Annotated in this window: 21 protein-coding genes; 10 read left to right on the top strand and 11 right to left on the bottom strand. The window is 35.2% G+C overall.

The window, feature by feature from the left end:
* Nucleotides 1–200 precede the first annotated feature (200 nt).
* The 4 genes from K9N40_09165 to K9N40_09150 form a co-directional block, all read right to left on the bottom strand.
* Entirely contained in the window at nucleotides 201–800 is a 600-nt protein-coding gene (locus tag K9N40_09165; protein ID MCF7814636.1) for a DUF3164 family protein, read from the bottom strand.
* A gap of 499 nt (nucleotides 801–1,299) precedes the next feature.
* Nucleotides 1,300–2,016, bottom strand: a complete 717-nt coding sequence (locus tag K9N40_09160; GenBank protein MCF7814635.1) for an ATP-binding protein — start codon at nucleotides 2,014–2,016, stop codon at nucleotides 1,300–1,302.
* Nucleotides 2,017–2,025: 9 nt separating this feature from the next.
* A complete protein-coding gene (locus K9N40_09155; protein MCF7814634.1) occupies nucleotides 2,026–3,960 on the bottom strand; it encodes a Mu transposase C-terminal domain-containing protein in 1,935 nt (644 codons plus the stop codon).
* A 74-nt stretch (nucleotides 3,961–4,034) separates the two neighbouring features.
* Nucleotides 4,035–4,277 carry a hypothetical protein gene (locus K9N40_09150; protein MCF7814633.1) on the bottom strand — a complete coding sequence of 81 codons (243 nt, stop codon included), beginning with the start codon at nucleotides 4,275–4,277 and terminating at the stop codon, nucleotides 4,035–4,037.
* Nucleotides 4,278–4,445: 168 nt separating this feature from the next.
* Here K9N40_09150 and K9N40_09145 point away from each other — a divergent pair, with 168 nt between their 5' ends.
* The 10 genes from K9N40_09145 (at nucleotide 4,446) to K9N40_09100 (ending at nucleotide 13,109) form a co-directional block, all read left to right on the top strand.
* On the top strand, nucleotides 4,446–5,174 hold the full coding sequence (locus K9N40_09145) for a helix-turn-helix domain-containing protein (GenBank protein ID MCF7814632.1): 729 nt from the start codon (nucleotides 4,446–4,448) through the stop codon (nucleotides 5,172–5,174).
* A 12-nt stretch (nucleotides 5,175–5,186) separates the two neighbouring features.
* Complete coding sequence (locus K9N40_09140) at nucleotides 5,187–5,723, top strand: hypothetical protein (protein ID MCF7814631.1); 537 nt, start codon at nucleotides 5,187–5,189, stop codon at nucleotides 5,721–5,723.
* Between the two features lie 14 nt (nucleotides 5,724–5,737).
* Nucleotides 5,738–5,941, top strand: a complete 204-nt coding sequence (locus K9N40_09135) for a hypothetical protein (protein MCF7814630.1) — start codon at nucleotides 5,738–5,740, stop codon at nucleotides 5,939–5,941.
* 26 nt (nucleotides 5,942–5,967) lie between these two features.
* The gene (locus K9N40_09130; GenBank protein MCF7814629.1) at nucleotides 5,968–7,425 is read left to right on the top strand and encodes a hypothetical protein; all 1,458 of its coding nucleotides are present in this window, start codon (nucleotides 5,968–5,970) and stop codon (nucleotides 7,423–7,425) included.
* 126 nt (nucleotides 7,426–7,551) lie between these two features.
* Complete coding sequence (locus K9N40_09125) at nucleotides 7,552–7,770, top strand: hypothetical protein (protein ID MCF7814628.1); 219 nt, start codon at nucleotides 7,552–7,554, stop codon at nucleotides 7,768–7,770.
* A gap of 954 nt (nucleotides 7,771–8,724) precedes the next feature.
* Entirely contained in the window at nucleotides 8,725–9,477 is a 753-nt protein-coding gene (locus K9N40_09120) for an isoprenylcysteine carboxylmethyltransferase family protein (GenBank protein ID MCF7814627.1), read from the top strand.
* Between the two features lie 84 nt (nucleotides 9,478–9,561).
* On the top strand, nucleotides 9,562–10,233 hold the full coding sequence (locus K9N40_09115; GenBank protein ID MCF7814626.1) for a response regulator transcription factor: 672 nt from the start codon (nucleotides 9,562–9,564) through the stop codon (nucleotides 10,231–10,233).
* Between the two features lie 6 nt (nucleotides 10,234–10,239).
* Nucleotides 10,240–11,703 carry a HAMP domain-containing protein gene (locus K9N40_09110; GenBank protein MCF7814625.1) on the top strand — a complete coding sequence of 488 codons (1,464 nt, stop codon included), beginning with the start codon at nucleotides 10,240–10,242 and terminating at the stop codon, nucleotides 11,701–11,703.
* 163 nt (nucleotides 11,704–11,866) lie between these two features.
* Nucleotides 11,867–12,361: a hypothetical protein gene (locus K9N40_09105; protein MCF7814624.1), complete on the top strand. Its 495-nt coding sequence runs from the start codon at nucleotides 11,867–11,869 to the stop codon at nucleotides 12,359–12,361.
* Nucleotides 12,362–12,371: 10 nt separating this feature from the next.
* Nucleotides 12,372–13,109 carry a hypothetical protein gene (locus K9N40_09100; GenBank protein MCF7814623.1) on the top strand — a complete coding sequence of 246 codons (738 nt, stop codon included), beginning with the start codon at nucleotides 12,372–12,374 and terminating at the stop codon, nucleotides 13,107–13,109.
* A gap of 349 nt (nucleotides 13,110–13,458) precedes the next feature.
* On the opposite strand, the gene K9N40_09095 is transcribed toward K9N40_09100, so the two are convergent.
* The 7 genes from K9N40_09095 to K9N40_09065 form a co-directional block, all read right to left on the bottom strand.
* Entirely contained in the window at nucleotides 13,459–14,304 is an 846-nt protein-coding gene (locus K9N40_09095) for a CPBP family intramembrane metalloprotease (GenBank protein MCF7814622.1), read from the bottom strand.
* A gap of 93 nt (nucleotides 14,305–14,397) precedes the next feature.
* The gene (locus tag K9N40_09090) at nucleotides 14,398–15,570 is read right to left on the bottom strand and encodes a beta-lactamase family protein (GenBank protein ID MCF7814621.1); all 1,173 of its coding nucleotides are present in this window, start codon (nucleotides 15,568–15,570) and stop codon (nucleotides 14,398–14,400) included.
* A 30-nt stretch (nucleotides 15,571–15,600) separates the two neighbouring features.
* On the bottom strand, nucleotides 15,601–16,557 hold the full coding sequence (locus tag K9N40_09085) for a hypothetical protein (GenBank protein ID MCF7814620.1): 957 nt from the start codon (nucleotides 16,555–16,557) through the stop codon (nucleotides 15,601–15,603).
* A 21-nt stretch (nucleotides 16,558–16,578) separates the two neighbouring features.
* Nucleotides 16,579–17,286, bottom strand: a complete 708-nt coding sequence (locus K9N40_09080; protein ID MCF7814619.1) for a TetR/AcrR family transcriptional regulator — start codon at nucleotides 17,284–17,286, stop codon at nucleotides 16,579–16,581.
* A 253-nt stretch (nucleotides 17,287–17,539) separates the two neighbouring features.
* A complete protein-coding gene (gene wecB, locus K9N40_09075; protein ID MCF7814618.1) occupies nucleotides 17,540–18,628 on the bottom strand; it encodes a UDP-N-acetylglucosamine 2-epimerase (non-hydrolyzing) in 1,089 nt (362 codons plus the stop codon).
* Between the two features lie 3 nt (nucleotides 18,629–18,631).
* A complete protein-coding gene (locus tag K9N40_09070; protein ID MCF7814617.1) occupies nucleotides 18,632–19,795 on the bottom strand; it encodes a glycosyltransferase family 4 protein in 1,164 nt (387 codons plus the stop codon).
* Nucleotide 19,796: 1 nt separating this feature from the next.
* The coding region (locus K9N40_09065; GenBank protein ID MCF7814616.1) for a glycosyltransferase family 9 protein at nucleotides 19,797–20,476 on the bottom strand (680 nt) is incomplete at its 5' end.

Here is a 20,476-nt window from a genome sequence, read left to right as displayed (position 1 = left end):
CGAGAGTATTTCAGAAACTCTCTGTGGTGTGTAGCATCTTTGTTCATTAAAAACCTGCATCTTTCTTCTTCTCCTGTATTCAGATAAAGCAAATGGGCATCAGCGTCAAACAGTGATGCCCACGTATGCCAATGATATTCCCTTAGCGCAAAGAGAAACACTCCGGAAACTCGGAGTTCATTATTATTTTCCCTTAACAGCTATATTGCGCTGAAATTCAGTGAGATCAGCTCAAATGGCTTGTTAGGTGATTTGCGTTTGTAGAAGGCTATATACTGCTTGGTGGAAGTCACCTGAATCGCTTCATCAATAATGTCCATTGCCTGTTTCCAGTTTTTGTCTTTGATGTTGTATTTTCTCAGGGCGAGGATTCTGTGTTTGGCTATCTCGCCTTTTTTATCTACTTGGAAAGCTTCATTGATCACAGCTTGCAGGTTTACGTTGGAATCCTCTGTCCAGCGTTTGAGGCATTCATCAATTTTCTGCTTGGCTACCTGCAGCTTCTCATCAAATTCAATTCTCTCTCGGTTGCGGACTTCCACTTTGTATTTACCATCAAAGGAAACCAGCTCCGCATTGCCTTTCCAATTCTCGCCATACTGCTCTGCTGTCTTCTGCAGATATTTGTCGATATCAGCAGCTAACTTCTGTTTCTCATAGGTTATTTTATCATGCAGACGTTCTGCTCTGCTCATTACCCTACTAACCAGTGTATCCCGCTTTACAATTTGAGGATCGAGAATCTTTGCAGGATACTCTCGACCTGATGCGTCTTTTAAAACCTTTTCCTTTCTTGCCATGTTCACCTCTCTTTCTGCTCTGTTTTTTTCTCGGAATTTTAATAATATGTCTTTATCTACCTTGCTGCCGACCAGCAGGTAATCCTTCTCCGCTTTAAATTTGTAATAATCGTTTTCGATAGTAATCATACCAATAGATGCCATTGCTACCAGATAGCGTGATATCTTCCCTCTCTCTGCATCGATTTTCATTTCCAATTGTCTCTGGCTGTGATAGTTACCTGTTTTGATAAGACGTGATAACTCTTTAATAAAATCAATCTCATAACCATAATTGTTCATGGGATTTTTCTCAACATAGTCTTTATTCTTCAGATATATTCTGCGTTTGCCTTCGGTAGCGATAATTTTGACCATACCCAGATGCATCAGCTTGGCTACAACTTTGCGAGCCTGGATATGCGTAAGACCTGTCTCTCCGGTTACATTATCAATGGTGAAGGGTTTGCCGTAGAAATCTATAAAGTTTTTTACTTTCTTGGTTTGGGATAATCTCATCTTAGTTCCTCATTGTCATGTGTTCAGGCGATATGGTGGTCAGGTTTCTCTGCTTGGCTATATCCTCAATGGAGTATAAGGATTTAACCAGTTTCCTGATATTACCTTTGGTTTTCTTTGATAAATGCTGCACCAGCGGATCGGTAAGTTTAACATCGCAGATCTCATCACAAAGAAGTTTGATATCATCTTTAGTCATGGGTTTGAATTCGCAGAAGAAATTGCAGCGATCAAAATAGTGGCTATCCAGAGCTAAGAGTTTGCTTTTAGCATCGGTCATACCTACCAGAACGATGGTAGTCAGTGTTTCATCAACGATATCCCGAATACTTCCCAATATCTTCTGAGATCTGAAAGCATAATCAATCTCATCAATTACAATCACGATATCATTGTAATTCTCTAAAATGTCGGTAACTCTGGAAAAAATCTCGCTGCCGGTTCCTCTCACCTTTAAGGACTGCATCCCAAAATGCTGATGAATCCTCTCCAGTAGTTTAATAGCAAAGGCTTTAGCTGTCATAGTAGCTTCCAGCCGGAAGTAGATGTAATCGTTTTGAATGGCTGTCTGTCTGGCAAATCTGCTTTTACCAAGACCGGGAGGTCCGTAGATCAGACCCAGACCAACCATTTCTGTTTTGGGTCGTTTCTGCAGATAGGTAAATAACTCTTCTGCTTTTCTAACATTACTGGTACGGGCAAGTGAATATTCTCGCATAATGATCTCCTATTCTATTCCTATTTTCTTTAACATTTTATCTAAGTTCTCCAATCCCTCTTCTTCAGAGGTTTTGGTGATTGGTTTTGCGTTCATCAGATTGCTGGCTGTCCTCTCTGCCATTTGATCCAGCTCCGAGTTGGGATTGGTGGTTGGTTTATGAATCAGCAGTCCGGAATCATTAAAAATCGATTTGGTCATTTCAATATGAGGCAGCATGAATTCGGAAGTAGCATCTTCCACCTGCTTGCGTATCTCAGCAGAGCTTTCTTGCAGTGTTTTTTCCAGTTTACGTTGGTGTTGCAGTTGTTTTTTCCAAGTCTTGCGAGCCATCGGTTTATCCTTTGCCAGCTTAACAAAGGGATGAGTGGATTTACGAGCCATTGCCTGACAGATCAGTTTTTCATCCTCATCATATACCAGAATAGATCTCATATCCATCAGATCATAACGCAGGTAAACCTTCTTGCCGACATAGCTCATCAGGTAATCATGATAGAAGAGGATATTGGCAAGCTGGACTCCGTTTGCCTTTACTGTTCGCTGCTCTACTTTAAGCATCATGAAGTTAAGCTCAGATAGTTCAATTCTGCGATCTTCCGGTGCTGGATTTTTCTGAAATACATCCAGTGGCGCAACACCAGCCAGACCGCCATGTGGAGTTCTGCCATAAAATTCCTGAAAGTAAACTGCCATGAGCTGCTTTGCCTGATCCAGTGTTAGTGGTTCCCGTTTTCTCAGTGATCGTATCCAATCTTCATTACGCATATGAAAAGCTGGTTTATCGGCAATGTTTGCACCTCTGAAGGTTGCCATGTATCTCTCAAAATCTTCCTGGAAGGTTCTGAAAAATCTCTCTACTACTTTAGCTCTGGCATTATAGGCTTTAGCAAATTCAACTTCGATATCCAATCTTGGGAAGATGCCACATAGCTCTTTCTCCAGATCATGGTTTTCCCATTTCTCATGAAACAGGTTAGCTCGGAAGGCTTTCCCATTATCCAGATAAACAAACTTAGGTCTGCCACCCCAGTGAATGATGCCATTTCGGAGAGCTAATAGTATGTGCTCTGAATCTTCTGTATTGGCAATCGAAGCTCCCACAGGATAACGTGATGCCCAATCAAAGAATAATATAAGCATCATACGTTTTGGTTTTCCGGAGACAGGATCGATAATATCAAATGCCAGTTTATGACCATCAGCTACCCAGACATCGCCAACCTCTAAGCATTCTTCTCGCAGAAGACTCATTACATAGTGGTCTTTGGAATATTTCTTACCTCTACGCAGAAGGTTCCACTGCTGCAGATGAGCATCTCGCCAAGTTTCTACCCATCTGCGTAATGCTCTTGAGCTGGTTGGTGAATCGATCACCTTTAATCTATGTAACTGCTTCAGCTTTCTGATTGCAGAACCGATTTTAATTTTATTGGCATCCAGAAGAAGACCCAACAGGAAGTTTTGCTCCTGATCGGTAGCCTTCATACCATTGGATGCTCTGGATAATCTGGTCAGTACTTTAAAATTTCTCTCACTCTCTTCATAAGTGTTAAGCCACATTCTAAAGGTGCGAGTTGTGCGTTTGCCTTCCAATGCTAATAACTCAGGTAACAGGTAACCTGAATTATAAGCTTCGGCAATATCATCAATGGCTTTACTTTTACTTACTGTACTTTCGATAGCTTCTAATAATTTATCGCATAGAGCACCTTTTAATTGAGCTCGATACAGTTCATGCTCCGGTATTTTAATAGCAGGAATCAAATCAGGTATAGTCGGGTCATATTTCACTACTTCTGCTTTAACAACTTCAGGAAGTGATTTTTTCTTAGGTTTAGTTTTCTTTTCCGGTATCAGCTTCTCCGGTACGAGGTAATACTTTTTGCGACCACCTCTGGGAAGCGGCTTTGCTATAAAATCCCATCCTTCACTCTTAGTCATTCTATAAGCAGAGGATTGGCTGACCGAAAAGCTTGATTGTATCCCTTCGATAGTTAGTTCTCTGCACTCCATAATCATCTCTCTTCGCAATGTTGAAGCTTGCGTCTCTTAATTTTCTTTGTTAATTTGCCTATTTCAGCCAATTCAGGCTGCAATTTTTGTAACAATTCTTCTCCTCGACTCATTCCCATTTCACCATTTAGAAAATAATCGAGAGTCCTTCGGGAAATACTCATTTCTTTTGCTAACGCTATTATAGTAAAGCGTTTAAGCGCCATTGCCGCTTTCATTTCTTCTGGTTTGTAAGGTGATCTCACCGGAACCTCCTGTTTTTTTTATTGACATACTTCGCAATGTTGCAACTTATGTCTTATGCGAAGCTATGAAATTATAGCTATGCGATGTAGTCAAGGAAAAACTGCCAACACTCGCAGTTCCTTGCAATAGCGAAATTTAGCTCCACAGGGAGTTAAAAAGGAGATCAAATGGATATGAAAGACAGGCTCGTAGCCTTCATAAATGTGCTTGGAATAAAGAAATCCGAGTTTGCGAGGGCGATTGAAGTAACACAGAGCAATGTTTCCGATTGGGTAAATCGAACCAAGCCAAGTAAACCGTCATCACCTGCTATGGCTCGCATTAATGAAATGTATGGCTTGAATCTTAATTGGTTGATCACCGGAAAGGGCGAAATGTTCATTCCGGGTGCTGATGGAAAGTTAAATCAGGATGGCAAAAAGAAGAATCTGGAAGAGTTATCAGGAAACGGATCTGTATTTAATTACAGACTCAATCCTTTTGAGAATCGAATCGTCACCTTCCCTATCTATGGAGAGATTGCTGCCGGAGAACCTGTTAAGAATCACGATGCTGATCCTATGAAGTATATTGAGATACCCAGAGCCTATTTATCTGATCAGGAAAAAACTTATTGCGCACTTAGGGTAATGGGAAATAGTATGTCACCCAGAATTTCCGATGGTGATATTGTGGTTATCCATGAATCAGCGGATATTCATAACTTAAATGGTAAAATATGTGCCTGTCAGACACCGGATGGTATCACACTCAAGAAACTACAGCTTGATGAAGAGAAAAAGCGAGTTCTTCTAAGACCGTTGAACCAGGAATATGATGTTATCGTCTTAGAAGAATACGAACTGGAGACCTTCAGGATACTCGGTGAGATGGCTTTGTTGTTTAGGGTGGTTTAAAAGGAGATATTTATGGTTTCAAGAGATATTGATCAATTCAAGTTAAAACAAACACAAGGATCTTGTATTTTATTTAGTTATTGCTTGATTATGAGTTATTTATATGGCAAACAACCTCATGAAATAATGATAAAATTTGTTAATGATGAAACTAACTCATCATTTACCGCTTCTAATCTGCCAGAAGCTGAAAGTATTTTTTTACAAAATTGTAGATATAACATAAATAATGAGCATATGAGAGATTATCATTTACGATATTATTCAAATTCAGTAGTTAATATAAAATACCGTACTCTTAAAAATAATGCACATGTAATTGAAATGTCAAAAGTTTTAGATGAAAAAAAAGCATTAGTAAGTGCTGCATATAAAGTAGAGGATGGATATCATTGTTCTCCATTAGGAAAAGATGAAAATGGATTTTATTTAATTCAAACTTCTCCTGGACATGCAAGCCCAGTTGATTTGACTGATATACCTGATTTAGCGAATGTTAATTATGTAAAAGAACTCGGTGACTGTTTACTTTTATTCAAAGATTCATAATCACTGGGGGAAAAATGAAGAAGAAAGATGCTGCTAAAGCTTTAGTTGGAACTGCTGCTGTCGTTGGAGTTACTGTAGTTTGCCCACCTGCAGGAATTGCATTGGGAATTCTTGGATTCCTTAAAAGTGCAAAAAAATATGCGAAAACTGGAAATCCTCAAGATGCTGCTGGAATGTTTACTAATTACGGTGGAGTAAATAAGCCAACAAAGAAGTAATCCTTTATCGAAAGGAGATTTCAAGAATGTATCAAAAAAAAATAATCGATAAAATGAGTTCATATAAAAAGAAAAAGTTTCCATCAATATCCGATGGCTTGTGGCGAGGTGTTGAATATTCACATATTTTAGATGTGGCACATCAAGATTTGAATGTAATTAAATTCTATCGAGACAACTTCTTCAAAAGCAAATACTCTAAAATAAAATTACACGATGGATTTAATCATTTGAATTCCTCTCAAGCTATGTGCATTAATTTCTTTTATCCTCTAATTGATGAGAATAAGTTAGATTTGATATTAGATATATTGGGATTTACTGGTGAAACAATAAATTACGATACAGTTACATTTGAAAAAGAATCTTCGATAGATAATTATAAAAATCAAACCCCAACATCTTTTGATTTCTATTTTAAGACTGATTCAGGTAAACAATTCTTCTTTGAAATTAAATATACTGAAAATGGATTTGGTAGAGTTAACAACACAATCAAATACAGAACGAAATTCAACGATATCTATAAACATCATTTAAATTCGTTAAAATCCGAATTTCATACTATTGAAAAGTTTCTAAGTAATTATCAGGTTTTTAGAAACTTAATTCATATAAATGAAGATAATTATGTAATCTTTCTATATCCAGAAGCAAATACGAAGATTTTTAATACAGTTGCCAATGTTAAAAAATCATTTCTAATTGATGCTTATCAAAACCATTTCTTTGGAATCTCTTGGGAAAGAATTCTTTATCAATCATTGACGTATGAATTATCAACTAACATAAGAAGTCATTATCTGGAGTTCATTGAAAAGTATAATGTTATATTAAAGTCCGAATTAATTGAAAATAATATTGATAAGCGAGTATTGGATATTATTAGCTGGAGCTGGGAATTACTTGTAAAAAAGATTGGTAATGGTATAATTCCCATCAATAAAGAAGCTTCATTACAGCTACAATTTGCTTATTACTTAAAACAAGGTCTTGAATTAATACGTATTCGTGAAGACGAGAACTTTGAACTTGAACTCGAAACTGGAGTTGTAATAGAAGGTCGAACAAAAGAAATCGATGTGTTAGTCAAATACAACACAAAAGCAATTTCAAAAAAAGTAGCAATCGAAATGAAATGTTACAAAACTTTAGCTTCATCTGGTAATAAACGTGGTGCACAGGATTTATTTAGATTTGGAGTTTATCAGGATTTAGAGTTATTAGAGAATTACATTAAAAAATGCGATATTGATTTTGGTGTTGCTCTCGCTATGACTGATCATCGTAATTTTGTATTCCCTGAATCTAAACAAGCTAAAAGTTGGGATTATGATATCTCTGATGGACATAGTATAATAAATGGTGTGGATATTAATACTCCAATTGGTGGAAAACCTGCGTGTATCTCCTTAGAAAAGTCCTATACTTTCAAATGGATTAATTACGGAGATTATTGGTTTCTGGAGTTAAATACTCAATAGAAAGCCTTAAGTTTAGACCGAACAAATCCTTAAACATACAATCCTATTTTCATTATTTGCAAACAATTATAACCTCATGTTACCCAATAAAATTCGCTTTTACATCTTATATATAGAGGAGGATATATGCGAATAATCACAATAAAGGTTTCAGAAATCAAAAATGGTGAAGAAGCTAAAATTGATGTTTCTCATTCTTCAATAGGAAAAAAATCACACCTTGAGCTTGAAACAATAAAAATTATAAACGAATTTGTATTTATGAAAGTTGATGAACTATCAAATTCCCAAGATCAGAAACAGCTTTCGGATTTTCATTTCCAACAGAATGAAATTTCGAATTAGTAAATCGAATTTTCGATCGTTTTTTCACCGTTTTTTCATTTCTCCCTGAAAAACCGTTTTTTCAGAAAGTGAAAAAGCGAAAAAGCGTAAAAACGGTAGGGTTGTGCAGCGTTTTGCTCATCCCTAAACGAGTAAGCATTTGATAAACCTAATAGATAAAGGCATTTAGGAGACAGAGAAGCTCCCTAAAAAGACCGCAAAGATGGATTCGTTCTGATAAGGAACTACCCTAAAAACCTGCAAATTGAAGTTTTGAAAAAACGACTGAAAAAGCGAGTTATCAATTAGTAAACTAAAGAGTTGCGCTATCGGGTAATCGTTTTTTCCCGTTGAAGTCTTGGGTGTCTCTTTTTATTAAATTTCAAAAAGTGACAGCATGATTTCAATTTTAACATTATGTAAACCACTTCTCAATCAGCTATCAATTCATTTTATAGACATTTAAAGCTATTTACAGTCCCAAACTGCAAGTGATTGCAGTTCTTCATAGTTTTACTTCAAGTGATTGCAGTTCTTCCTTAATTTCATATTACAAAGTTCAAATTTCAATACCTGATTCCTTCAAATATTTGGTAGACTCCATAAATAATAAATGAATGAAATGTAAGAATGATGCTTTGTTTATCTCAATACTTTTCTGTTAATATGAAAAATTATTAATTTGTTAACACTACTCTACTCAGTTAAATTATAACTCTCTTAACCTGCAGCAATACAACGAGTTTTTATGTAATAACAACCGATTCTTATCACTGAAATTAAAGGAATATAATTTTTTCTTAATCTTCTTTTAATATAAGCAGGTTATTATCCCAAGTGTGAAGTTCAGTTTTCGTGATATAAAAAATATGAAGGAGGAATAATATGAATGCGAACATCAAGAAACCAAAAACAATGACTGTAGAGTGTTATCTGAAATTAGGTTACAGTTTATGATAGGAAAAGGTATACGATATGTGTTTACGAAAAGAACTTGAAACACAGGGTAATTGGTTGTTTTCTAACAGGAGCTATTTGCCGATAATAATCTTAGCTATTGGTATTGTCCTATATTTTAGAAATGAAATTCTCCCTGATAATTTAAATACAGAAGTTACAAAATTTAAGTTTTATTATCAATATTTATGTCTTTTCATTAGTCTTTTAGGTATTTTCGTGAGAATATATACGGTTGGCTATACTCCAAAAAGAACCTCTGGTAGAAATACAAAAAAACAAGTAGCACAAAGCTTGAATAAGACAGGGATATATTCATTGGTACGTCACCCTTTATACCTGGGTAATTTCTTAATCTATTTTGGAATTTGTTTGTTAACCGGGCATTTATGGTTTATCATTACTTTTTGTTTGTTATTTTGGATTTACTACGAAAGGATCATGTATGCTGAGGAACAATTTTTAAATCGCAAATTCGGAGTGGATTTTGTGAATTGGTCAGAAGAAACTCCAGCTTTTATTCCAAAGTTTAGATCATATGTAAAACCATCAAAGTCATTTATCTGGAAAAAGGTCATTAAAAAAGAAGCTGATGGCATTTTTGCCTTATTCTGTATTTTTTTCTTTTTCGACGTTGTTGGAAAATTGATAGGCAAAAGCAGTCATATAAATATGATTATTGCATTTTCGTTTTTATTTGTGACCATCGGATTTATCATTGCTAAGTATTTGAAGAAAAAGACTAATTTTCTAAATGTAGCAGGGAGATAGAAAATTTTAATAATTGCAGTAAGCTCATATTTTGCTTGTCAAATTTGAGCTTGAAATTTGTTTATTTTAGTGAGGAAGATTTAAATGAGAATTTTATTGGTTGAGGATGATAAAAAAATTGCTGGTTTTATAGCCAAAGGCCTGCAGGAAGAAAACTACGCAATTGATATTTTTCACAATGGAGATGACGGCCTGTATTGGGCTTTGGTCATTGACTATGATCTGATAATTTTAGACATCATGCTGCCTCAGAAGAACGGTTTAGAAATCTGCCGGGAAATCAGAGATAATCAAAAAAACACACCAATTATTATTTTAACAGCAAAGGTATCTATAGAAGACAAGGTGAAAGGACTGCAAACCGGAGCGGATGATTATTTAAGCAAACCTTTCTCTTTCGATGAATTATTGGCTCGCATTCAAGCATTATTAAGAAGATCACAGGAATATCATACTCAAGTTTTATCCGCTGTAGATTTGGAATTGGATATAAGCTCCAGAAGAGTATTTCGGGCGGGAAAAGAGATTTTTCTATCTGGCAGAGAGTACGGATTGCTGGAATTTCTGTTGAGGAATAAGAATAAGATAGTAACAGAAACTCAGATAATCGAACATGTCTGGGATATGAATTCAGAATTGTTTACAAATGTAGTAAATGTTTATATCCACCATCTTCGTAAAAAAATAGATGATAATAACGCTCATAAACTCATTTATACTCTGCGTGGCAGGGGATATATTTTAAAAGACAAGTAAACCGTTTTGAAAAACTATTCAATTCGTGTTCGTTTAACTATTTTTTTTACTGCTACAGTCGTGATTATTATTATTCTATTCGATCTTCTTATTTTTCTGAGTTTTAAAAACAATTTACTTAATAATATTGAGTCTTTACTTTTAAGCAGTTGTTCTATCATTACAGGAGAGATATTTAAACAGGATATTTCCGGGAAACTCATTGAAGATGATATTGAATATGAAGACGAAATATCTAATATCTCTGAGCTTTTTCCAGTAGAAACGGCAGAACTGATAGAATCTATGGGGCATATTGCGCAGCTTCTGGATGTACAGGATACTGAAAAGCCTGTTATTATTGCCAGATCACATTTGAATGAAAATATGAAAATACCGGCTAATTCCGAGCTGGTGCAGAAAGTAATAAGAAATAAATCATCCAAGAATGAATACTATTTCGAAAAATCACAGGAATTAATACTGATCAACCTCTACATCACGGATCATCTGGGAAACAAATTTGTACTGCAGATTGCAGAAACTACTAATAATTTTCATAATGATTTAAAACGAATTTTCACAAGTTTAATGATAGCTTCACCGCTTTTTTTACTAATCCTTTCCATATTTGGGTATTTTTTGATAAAAACTGCCTTCAAACCTGTAACCAATATTGTGGAAGACGTGAATAAGATAACCGCTAAAGATTTTAGTTTAAGAATAAAGTCCATAAGCGGAAAAGATGAAATTGGAAAATTGATAGAAACCTTCAATAACCTTATTGATCGATTAGAAAGATCATTCATTTTAACGAAGCAGTTTTCTATTGATGTTTCGCACGAGCTTAAAACACCTTTAACCGTTATAAGGGGTGAAATAGAAGTGATCCTGCGTCACTCCAGATCAAAAGAAGAATATATAAGAACCTTGAATAGCTTAGTAGAAGAAGTGATTAAACTGCAGGCGATAATTGATAATCTGCTGCTGCTGGCGAACCTTGATGCTTCTCGCCAATTACCAGAATTTGAAGCTGTAGATCTGAATGAGTTGATATTGGAAACATTTGAAAATCTACATTGTCTGGCTACCCAGAAAAATCAGAGTATAGAAATTCGAGAAATACCTTCTTTCAGCATTTATGGAGATAAAACTCTTCTGATCAGGCTATTCAGTAATATTCTGGAAAATGCTATTAAATATTCTCCTAAAAATGGAAAAATCACGATTTTCTGTAATCAAGAAAAAGATAAAATAAAGATCAATGTTCAAGACAGCGGACCGGGAGTAAGCAAAGAATTTCAAGATAAAATATTTGAAAGATTTTTCCGTATTGATGATATGTTCCAACCCACAAAGTCGAAAAGTTCCGGTTTAGGTCTGGCTTTAGCAAAAAAGATCGCTGAGTTACATAAAATCACCATCAAACTGAAGAACTCGTCACCCTTGGGCTGTATTTTTACGTTGATAGCACCAATTAATAATGATTAACTTATTTTAATTTTTTACAATTATTTATCAGGTTATTATAACTTCTAGTTTATCAATCAATTAGCTTCTATTTATAATCACATTTACATAGAGTTTTAATTTTATATTAATGGTGATTTAAGATATTATCGTTATTCTAATCTTAAGAATATCTGGAGGGCTTATGAAATATTTGAAGTGTCTCGTTTTACTTGCTGTATTGTTAATTTCTGCATTTACAGCTGCAGATGAATCGGAAGATTCTGATATGATTAGTTTTGCAGAACTTCCCCAACCCGTGCAGAGATCTTTTGAAGATTTAGCAGAAATTGATATGATCCTGGAAATCGAAATGGAAGAAGAATCTGAGAGTATTTCCTGTTACGAAATCTCTATCGAAGAAGGTGATCTCGAAATCAGTTACATCTTCACTCAGGATGGAACTTTAGTAGAGATCAAGAAAGAAATCGAGTTAGATGCTATCCCTGAAATCTCTCAAAAAATTCTGAAGGAGAAATATCCTGGACTTCAGGTCGTAGAAGTAGAAGAAATTAGAGAAATCTTTTATGAGATTGAGGGTACAATGGATGGAAAAAATGTAGTAATCGAAATTTCCAACGAAGGTGAAATCGAATTGGAAAGTGAAGACGATCAAACAAATGAAGAAAAGGATGATTAAGGAGGATGTAATGAGATCTAGTATAACAATAATACTGATCCTGACAACACTATTCATCTTATCAGGATGTTGTGATGATGAGTGTCCTACAAGTCCAACCAATCCAAGTGACCAACCCTATAATGTTGATATTGATCCGGCAAATTTTACTGATAATATTACTGGAAATGCCTTTTATCCTCTTGACGTAGGTTCAACTATGCATTATGAAGGAGAAAATGAAGATGGTGAACCTGTGGTTGTGGATGAATTCGTAACTGATTCAACTGTAGTGATAATGGGTGTAACCTGTATCGTGGTTAGAGCTGTAGAATATGAAAATGGTGAAATGGTTGAAGATACTGATGATTGGTATGCTCAAGACCTGGATGGCAATATCTGGTATTTTGGAGAATACTCGGAAGAGATCGAAGACAGTCAAGTCGTTAGTACACATGGTTCCTGGGAAGCTGGAGTAGATGGTGCTTTGCCAGGTATAATTATGATGGCTGAACCAATTGTTGGAACTTGGTATCGGCAGGAATATTATGAAGATGAAGCTGAGGATTGCGGCCAGATAATCAGCTTGTCTGAAACAGTAACTGTTCCTTATGGTACCTTCGAAAATTGCCTGCAAATCGCTGAATGGACTCCCCTTGAACCTGGAGTCGTTGAACACAAATTCTATGCAGCAGGTGTTGGATTACTTAGAGCAATTGCTGTTGAAGGGGATTCTGGATTTGAAGATCTGGTTAGTGTAACCCCCTAATCCATAAAAAACAACTTATTGCGACAAAAAGGATGCAGAATTCTGTATCCTTTTTGCATTTAAATACATATAGAATATCTTGCACTTCTTCATCTTTAGTATCAAAAAAAGATTCTCTACGGTTTTATTTTAAAATTTTATCATACCATCATAACCGATGATAAAATAATTGTTTTCTATTTTCTTAATAACTACTAATAAGAAAACCGAATTTTCGATCGTTTTTTCACGTTGAAGTCTTGGGTGTCTCTTTTTAGTTATTATGTTTTACACTTAAAAAGTGACACCTAAAATTTCAAAAAATGATAACTAGGTTGCCAGAGTAAACCTAATTATCTTATTTAAAGCATCACCCGTTATTCAAATCACTTTCAGAAACTACAGTTGTAATTGAGCCACTTCGCGTAAACATTGTTTTCCGGTTGAGCCATACTACAACTGCAGTGACAACTATTAATAAATATGAATCGTAGGGCTGAGCATCCGGCCAGATGGGATTCATGAACTGAAAATGCAATATAGCAGCTAATAAAATACTTCCTTTGGATGCATTAAACAGTGCCGTTGCAAGCACGCTTATCGCGATAGTGCCAAGAAAAAAGGGTGCGAACGACCAGGCACTCTGCTGAGTTCCACTTATCAAAAATGCAGGAAGATGCCATATTCCCCAGATAAAACCGAGTATTATCCCAGCCCATAAAGGAGCGATATGTCTCTGCATCAAAGGAAGGGCAAAACCCCGCCAACCGAACTCTTCAATAGGACCCATGATTACAGATAAAATCAAGGCAGTCAATATTGACAATATACCTCCCGAAATCGGAAATGGCTCTGTGAAAAGGGTTCCCTTTATAGCTGCTCCTACATAAAAGACAAGTGGAATGGCAACAAATATAAACAGACACCAGCTCACACTACACTTGAATATTTTAATTCGCGCAATGAAACGCTTTAGACCTGAAAAGCCTTGTTTTATTGTAATAACAGCAAAGGCTGCTATAGCAGGAGCCCAGACTGCAAGAAAGAACAGTGGATGCGTTCCACTCAACTGCCCGAATACCTTTGTCATACCTTCGTTATAAAAGACGTATAGTCCCAGAACGCCCCAGGCAATAACAAAGGTAATAAGGAAGAAAGGCACCAGAGAAACGGCTGACAGTTTTTTACGGTTTTCCATAGATTCACTATTGTTCATAATTACTCCTTCTGAGTTTAAGATCATAAACTCTTTTTCTAAAATTTGCTCTAAATTCTTGGTTTTTGTTTTTCATTTTCTCTCCACTTTTTTTTATTTTTTTATGTGTTTAATAACAGTTACAGCTAAATTAGCTTCCATTTCTTCAAATAGCTTTGTTGAATCATCGACTATGCCGATATCTGTATTGATCTGAAAGGCTATAGCTGTCTTATACTCAGGATAATAACGCAGCTTTGAACTGTAGCCCGGTATCCAGCCGCTGTGCCCGTATACGTTTCCAAATTCATCGCTCTTATAAAGAGCTACGGCAATCGCATATTGAGTATCTTGAGATTCAGTACTTACAGGAACGAATTTCAGAAGTTCTTCTGTATAGTTACCTTTCATTGCCTTTCCTTCATACAAGGATTTGCCCCAGATAACCAGATCACCAGGATTGCTTATCAATCCGCCACCTGTCCATTCAATACCCGGATGCCATACCATAACTTCAGGTTCACCAGTTGTTTTAGCTGGCAGATTGAAGCTGTTGTCAGCTGCCATATATCCTGCAGCGAGATTCTCTAATTCAAGAGAATTTGACGGTTCCGTTTTTGCTAAATTCAGCGGCTCAAGAAATCTATCTTTGACTTCCTGATAATAACTGTTGCCGGTAACTTTTTCAATGATCAATCCAGTTATAATGTAGCCGGTATCGCTGTAAGACCATCCCTTTCCAGGCTGAAATAAAGGTTCTTTTTTCAGAATATAGGAAATCAATTTTTCAGGTGTAAATGGATTCTTGCCTGTCTGCCAGTTTTTTTTGAAAGCCTCTGCAAAAGCTTCTTCATAAACATGGTTTCCTATTCCCGATGTATGATTAAGAAGCTGACGAATTGTAATCTCGTTGTGATTGGGAAGATCTGAGAACCAGGGCTCGTTACTTAACCATTTGGATATGGGATCATCAAGGCTTAGAACTTTTTCCTGAGCAAGTGCCAGCACAGTTGCCCCGACAAACGTCTTTCCTATACTTGCTGCCAACATTCTTGATCCCGGTTTCATTTTCAGGTTATTTTCAACATCAGCATAACCTACTGCAAAGGTTTCAACTGAGCCGTCAGGTAAGATATAAGCAGCTGTAGCACCGGGAAAATCATATTGCTCATATAGAGATGCGAGTTCTCTTTGAAATTCTGTTTTCAAAGCAGCTGATCGATCTGAGTTTTGCGGATATAATGCCATTCCAAAATTCAAAGAAATAAGGATAAGTAATATTTTCATTATTTTTTGCATAATTTCATAACCTCTTTATTAAAACTGATACATTCCTTCTATTGATAAAAAGTAGCCTTCCCCAGTATCTTCAGTATCTTCTTCACGGTACAATTCTCTACCGTTAAAGGCATATCCTCCTGTTATTTTTAAGAGAGTAAGATCAAGCACTCCAAAAACAGAATTGTAATGTGTTTCAAATGTTTCTTCATCTTCTGGATAGTTCTTATTATGTTCTCCCAGATCGAAAGCCCCATAATTATCGTTTTTTATACCCACTGCAATACCTGCAAAATCACCCATTTGATGATCTATTGGGAAAAACCGATAATTCAATGTACTTTCGAAGATTAGATCTCTACTATCTCTAAACTGATCCAGTCTGCATTCATTCACCCATCTAAATTGACTTTGGGGTCCAATTGTAAGATCAAAATTAGGCCCTGTTAAAAATTCAAATTTTGTTTTAATAAATTGTGATTCATATTTTGCCCGGATAAGCGGTACAGGTATAACCGGTAAAGGTTTACCATCTGAAACCTCAATTCCGAAATCACTAACCGCAATCCCACCACCAAGCACAAGTGAAAGATTCTTCTTTTGAATTAATTCATATCCGTATGCCGCAGAAGCTTGAAAAGTATGTAAACCGCCATAAACCGGTTGATCGGATTCGCTTTTGAAAATTCCCAGATATTGATGTCGACCTTTACTGGCATCAAATAGGATATCAATAGAATGATATGTTGCAGGATAATCCAACCTAAGAGACTTTTCAAATTTATGTTGAGTATAAAGTCCCACAAACATTGTATTCTTGCTCATAATCACTAAGCCACAACCGGGTGAATGAATATTTTGTGCATCTAAAGAAAGGAAATCATATTTTACTAATGGAATATAATTGATCCCCTTTTCCTCAATTTCGTTTTGAGCAACTAACGGTATCGTTAATGTAAGTATAATTATTAACGATATCCAGTGATTTTTTTTCATGATAACATCTCCTTTTTTTTTCTATTTTTTATTATTTAGAATTTCTATATACTGTTTAACCATCTTGTCCATTAAGGTGGCTTCCGAAAGAGTTTTTTCATCAATATCAAGAAGTTGTGACAAAGCAAAAATGAAACCGTTTGCAATATCTTTTATCCGTTCTTCTGCAGAATCTAAATCCTCTTCGTGTAGAATACGATTAAGTTGTTCACTTGTTCCTGTATCCAGGCTATGTATGAAAACAGCCATTGCTTCAGCTGAACATGGGAAATTACATTCTCTTTTTCTTTTTCCTTCTGCAAAGATCGGAGCAAAAATTTCAATATAGATCCTTTCATTGTAGGAATCAAAAAGTTTACTTAAAGCTGCGTTTTCTATTCCGCTTGATTCTGATGATTCTTTTTTAGAGAAAGTAGCAGCAGCATTATTCATTTGAGAATTTCGGGCAATTGTCATAATTCTATTCATTTTTTCTAATAAAGTAGCCTGCTTATCTTTAGCTATAGGAAGGAATGTTTCTTTCAATTTCACATAATGTCGATAGCATATAGTTTTTAAAACTTCTTCCTTGGATTTGAAATGGTGATAGAGGGCACCCTTGGAAAGACCACACTGTTCGGCAATATTATGAATGCTGGTTTTTTCATAACCCTGTTTATGGAAAAGTTCTTGAGAAACACGTAAAATATCAGCGATTGTATTCTCTTTTTGCTCTTTTCGCTTATTCATTTCCATCTCCTTTCCACTAACATTCCATCGTTCACTGACTGAACACTGGTCAACGAAAATTTTGAACTACAAATCGTCAAGATAAAAATTAAATTTGTTTTCTAAATTATGGAAGTCGAAAATCGGGAAGTCCCGTCGCAGCTGACTTGTTCATCCCGAAGGTTTTCTTTTATTTACGCTTTCTCCGGAACGCCATAATAAAAGCGATCGGAGAAATCTGATCGGCGTTTTTGTGTTTGGGGTTATTGTTTAGTTATTTGTAAGATAATACTTCGAATAGTTCAAGTTCCTGAATTATTTTTTCCGCTGCTGTTCCATTTCCATAAAGATTAACATTATAATCCAAATCGCGATTTTTCATTTCGTTAAATCCATTCAATATTTTAGTAAAATCACTTCCTGCAATTTTATTGAAATTATTCTCAACCAATTCCACCCATTCCGTTTCATCTCGGAGAGTTACGCAGGGTTTGTGAAAGAAGAACGCTTCTTTCTGCAAGCCACCACTGTCGGTCATCACAAGTTTGCAATTCTTCAATAAATAAATCATCTCCAGATATCCAACCGGATCGATTATGATAAGTTGCGAGTTTTGAGTTGTGAGTTGTGAATCAGCTATTATTTTCTTTGTTCGAGGATGAAGCGGTAATATTATTGGAATTTCTTGGGAAATTTTACTTAATGATCCAAAAATCGATTTTAACCGAATTGGATCATCCGTATTCTCTGCTCGATGAATTGTTGCCAATACGAATTCAGAAGATAGTTCAAAATCTGGTTTCTGAACAAGATCGGCATAGAACATGGCAGCATCCTGCATTACATCACCGCATTTCACGATCTTTGCCAGCGAATTTTTTCCAACTCCTTCAACCTCAAGATTCTTTACTGCCGTATCGGTCGGACAAAGCAGCAAATCGCTAATTTTATCAGTTAAAATACGATTTATCTCTTCCGGCATTTTTCGATTGAAAGAACGTAATCCCGCTTCTACATGTGCAACTTTGATATGAAGTTTTTTTGCTGCCAAAGAGCCGGCAATCGTTGAATTTGTATCTCCATAAACCAGCACCCAATCCGGTTTTTCTTTCAATAAAACTTCTTCGATTTTCTCAATCATTCTGCCAGTCATTGCTCCATGAGAAAGACTGTTGATCTCAAGATTGTAATCAGGTTTCGGAATCTGCATTTGATCGAAAAATATTTTGCTCATATTGGCATCAAAATGCTGGCCGGTGTGAACTATAATTTCTTTAATTTCAGGATGCTTGGCGACCTCGCGACTAACAGCTGCAGCTTTAACGAATTGTGGTCGAGCTCCGATGATAGTGAGGATGGTCATAGATTAATCCAAATTATTTAATAAAGAATTGTATGCATCTTCAATATCTCTTATCATTGATTCTACAGAAAAACATTCTTCTGCAATTTTTAAACCTTCATTTCCCATTTTTTTTCTTAATGTTTCATCATTTATCAACTTTTCCAGTTCTTTTACAATTTCCATTGGTTTTCCAGGAGTTGTCATGAAACCATTCAATCCATCATTTATTGCCTCTGGAGCACCATCTACTTTAGTTGCAATAATTGGTAATTTTGCTGCCATTGATTGAGAAAAAACCCTGGGAAGACCTTCCCATAATGAAGTTAATATGAAAATATCCATAACAGCAAGCATATCAGGTACATCTAATCGTAATCCAGTTAAGATAATTTTATCTTCTAAATTATTATCGTTAATAAATTCTTCAACTATAGGTCTAAGCTCTCCATCTCCAACATAAAGAAATTGAATGTTATCATATTTACTACAAACTACTTTGGCTACACACATAAAATCTAATGGAGATTTTTGTTCACTCAACCGAGCAACCGTACCAACAATGATATTATTTGGATTTAAATTTAGTTCTTTTTTAATATCTTTTATATCTCTTATTGGCTCCTTATAGCGATCTATCTCAATAGAACTATGAATATTTTTGTATTTTTCTTTTGATCCAATATCAACATCTAATCCTTTTTTTATATCCAGTTCTGTTACAGTAATCATTTTATTGGTATAAGTTGCTGCTACTCTTTCCAGGTAAATGTAAATTTTTCTTTTCCAGCAAGACATATGTTCATGAAAACTCCAACCGTGAACTGTATGGATTATTATTGGTACTTTCATTATTTTGGCAGCAAATCTGTGGATTATCCCAGCTTTAGAACTATGAGTATGTATAATATCATAATGATTTTTTTTTAGAAAGATTATCATTTCAAAAAAATGTCTTATATCTTTAAAAATATTGATTTCTCTAACTAAATTTTTAAATATTAATGGTTCAACTCCTCTTGAAGCAGCAAATTCAAAAAGCGATCCTTCAGGACCAGTTTGAATTCCGCATAACACATCAACATCGAATTTTTCTTTATCCAATAGTTGTGCACTTAAAATAGTATTCTCTTGTGCTCCACCTACAATAAGTCGAGTAATAGTGTGTAATACCTTTATTTTTTTCATTTCAATTCTCCAATTCTTCTAAGAATTCAGTAACTTCTTTAACTGAATTCGATTTGATACATTGATAATTTATATTACATGATTTTTGATTACATGGATTACAATCAAATTTTTTGAAGAACACTTTTCTTTTTTCTGTATAGGGTCCTGATATTTCAGGTAAATTTGGACCATAAAAACCAATAACTGGAATTCCTAAAAAAGCAGCCATATGAAGAGGTCCACTATCATTTCCAATAAAATAGCGTGCTCCCTGAATCAAATAACATACTTCTTTTAATGTTCTTTTTCCAGCTATGTTGATACAATGTTGAATGTTTTCAGAAATTTGTTCATTGATTTGATAATCTTGGTTACCACCTAATAAGTATACTTGTTTTATGGAATCTTTAAATTCCATAAGAAGAAATTTAATTATAGATTTAAAATTCTCTACTGGCCACCTTCTACCAATAAAATCAGCTCCAGCATGAATGGCTATATAGTCTGAATTGTTGGGCTGAAATTCCTTTTCAGGAAGTAGATTTATTTTTTCAAGATCAAGAAATTTTAAAACAGGATTTCCTCTTTGAACTAAATGCTCTTTTGAATAATTGATGAGAAAAGATTTCTTATTGAAACCTAAAAACTCTACTCTGTAATCGTTTAGATAATCAAATTTGAAAGAATAATCATTAATAT

It is taken from the genome of Candidatus Cloacimonadota bacterium (assembly GCA_021734245.1).
GTDB lineage: Bacteria > Cloacimonadota > Cloacimonadia > Cloacimonadales > TCS61 > B137-G9.
The sequence above is the reverse complement of the archived record's forward strand: the minus strand, read 5'-3'. Positions and strand labels throughout refer to the sequence as shown.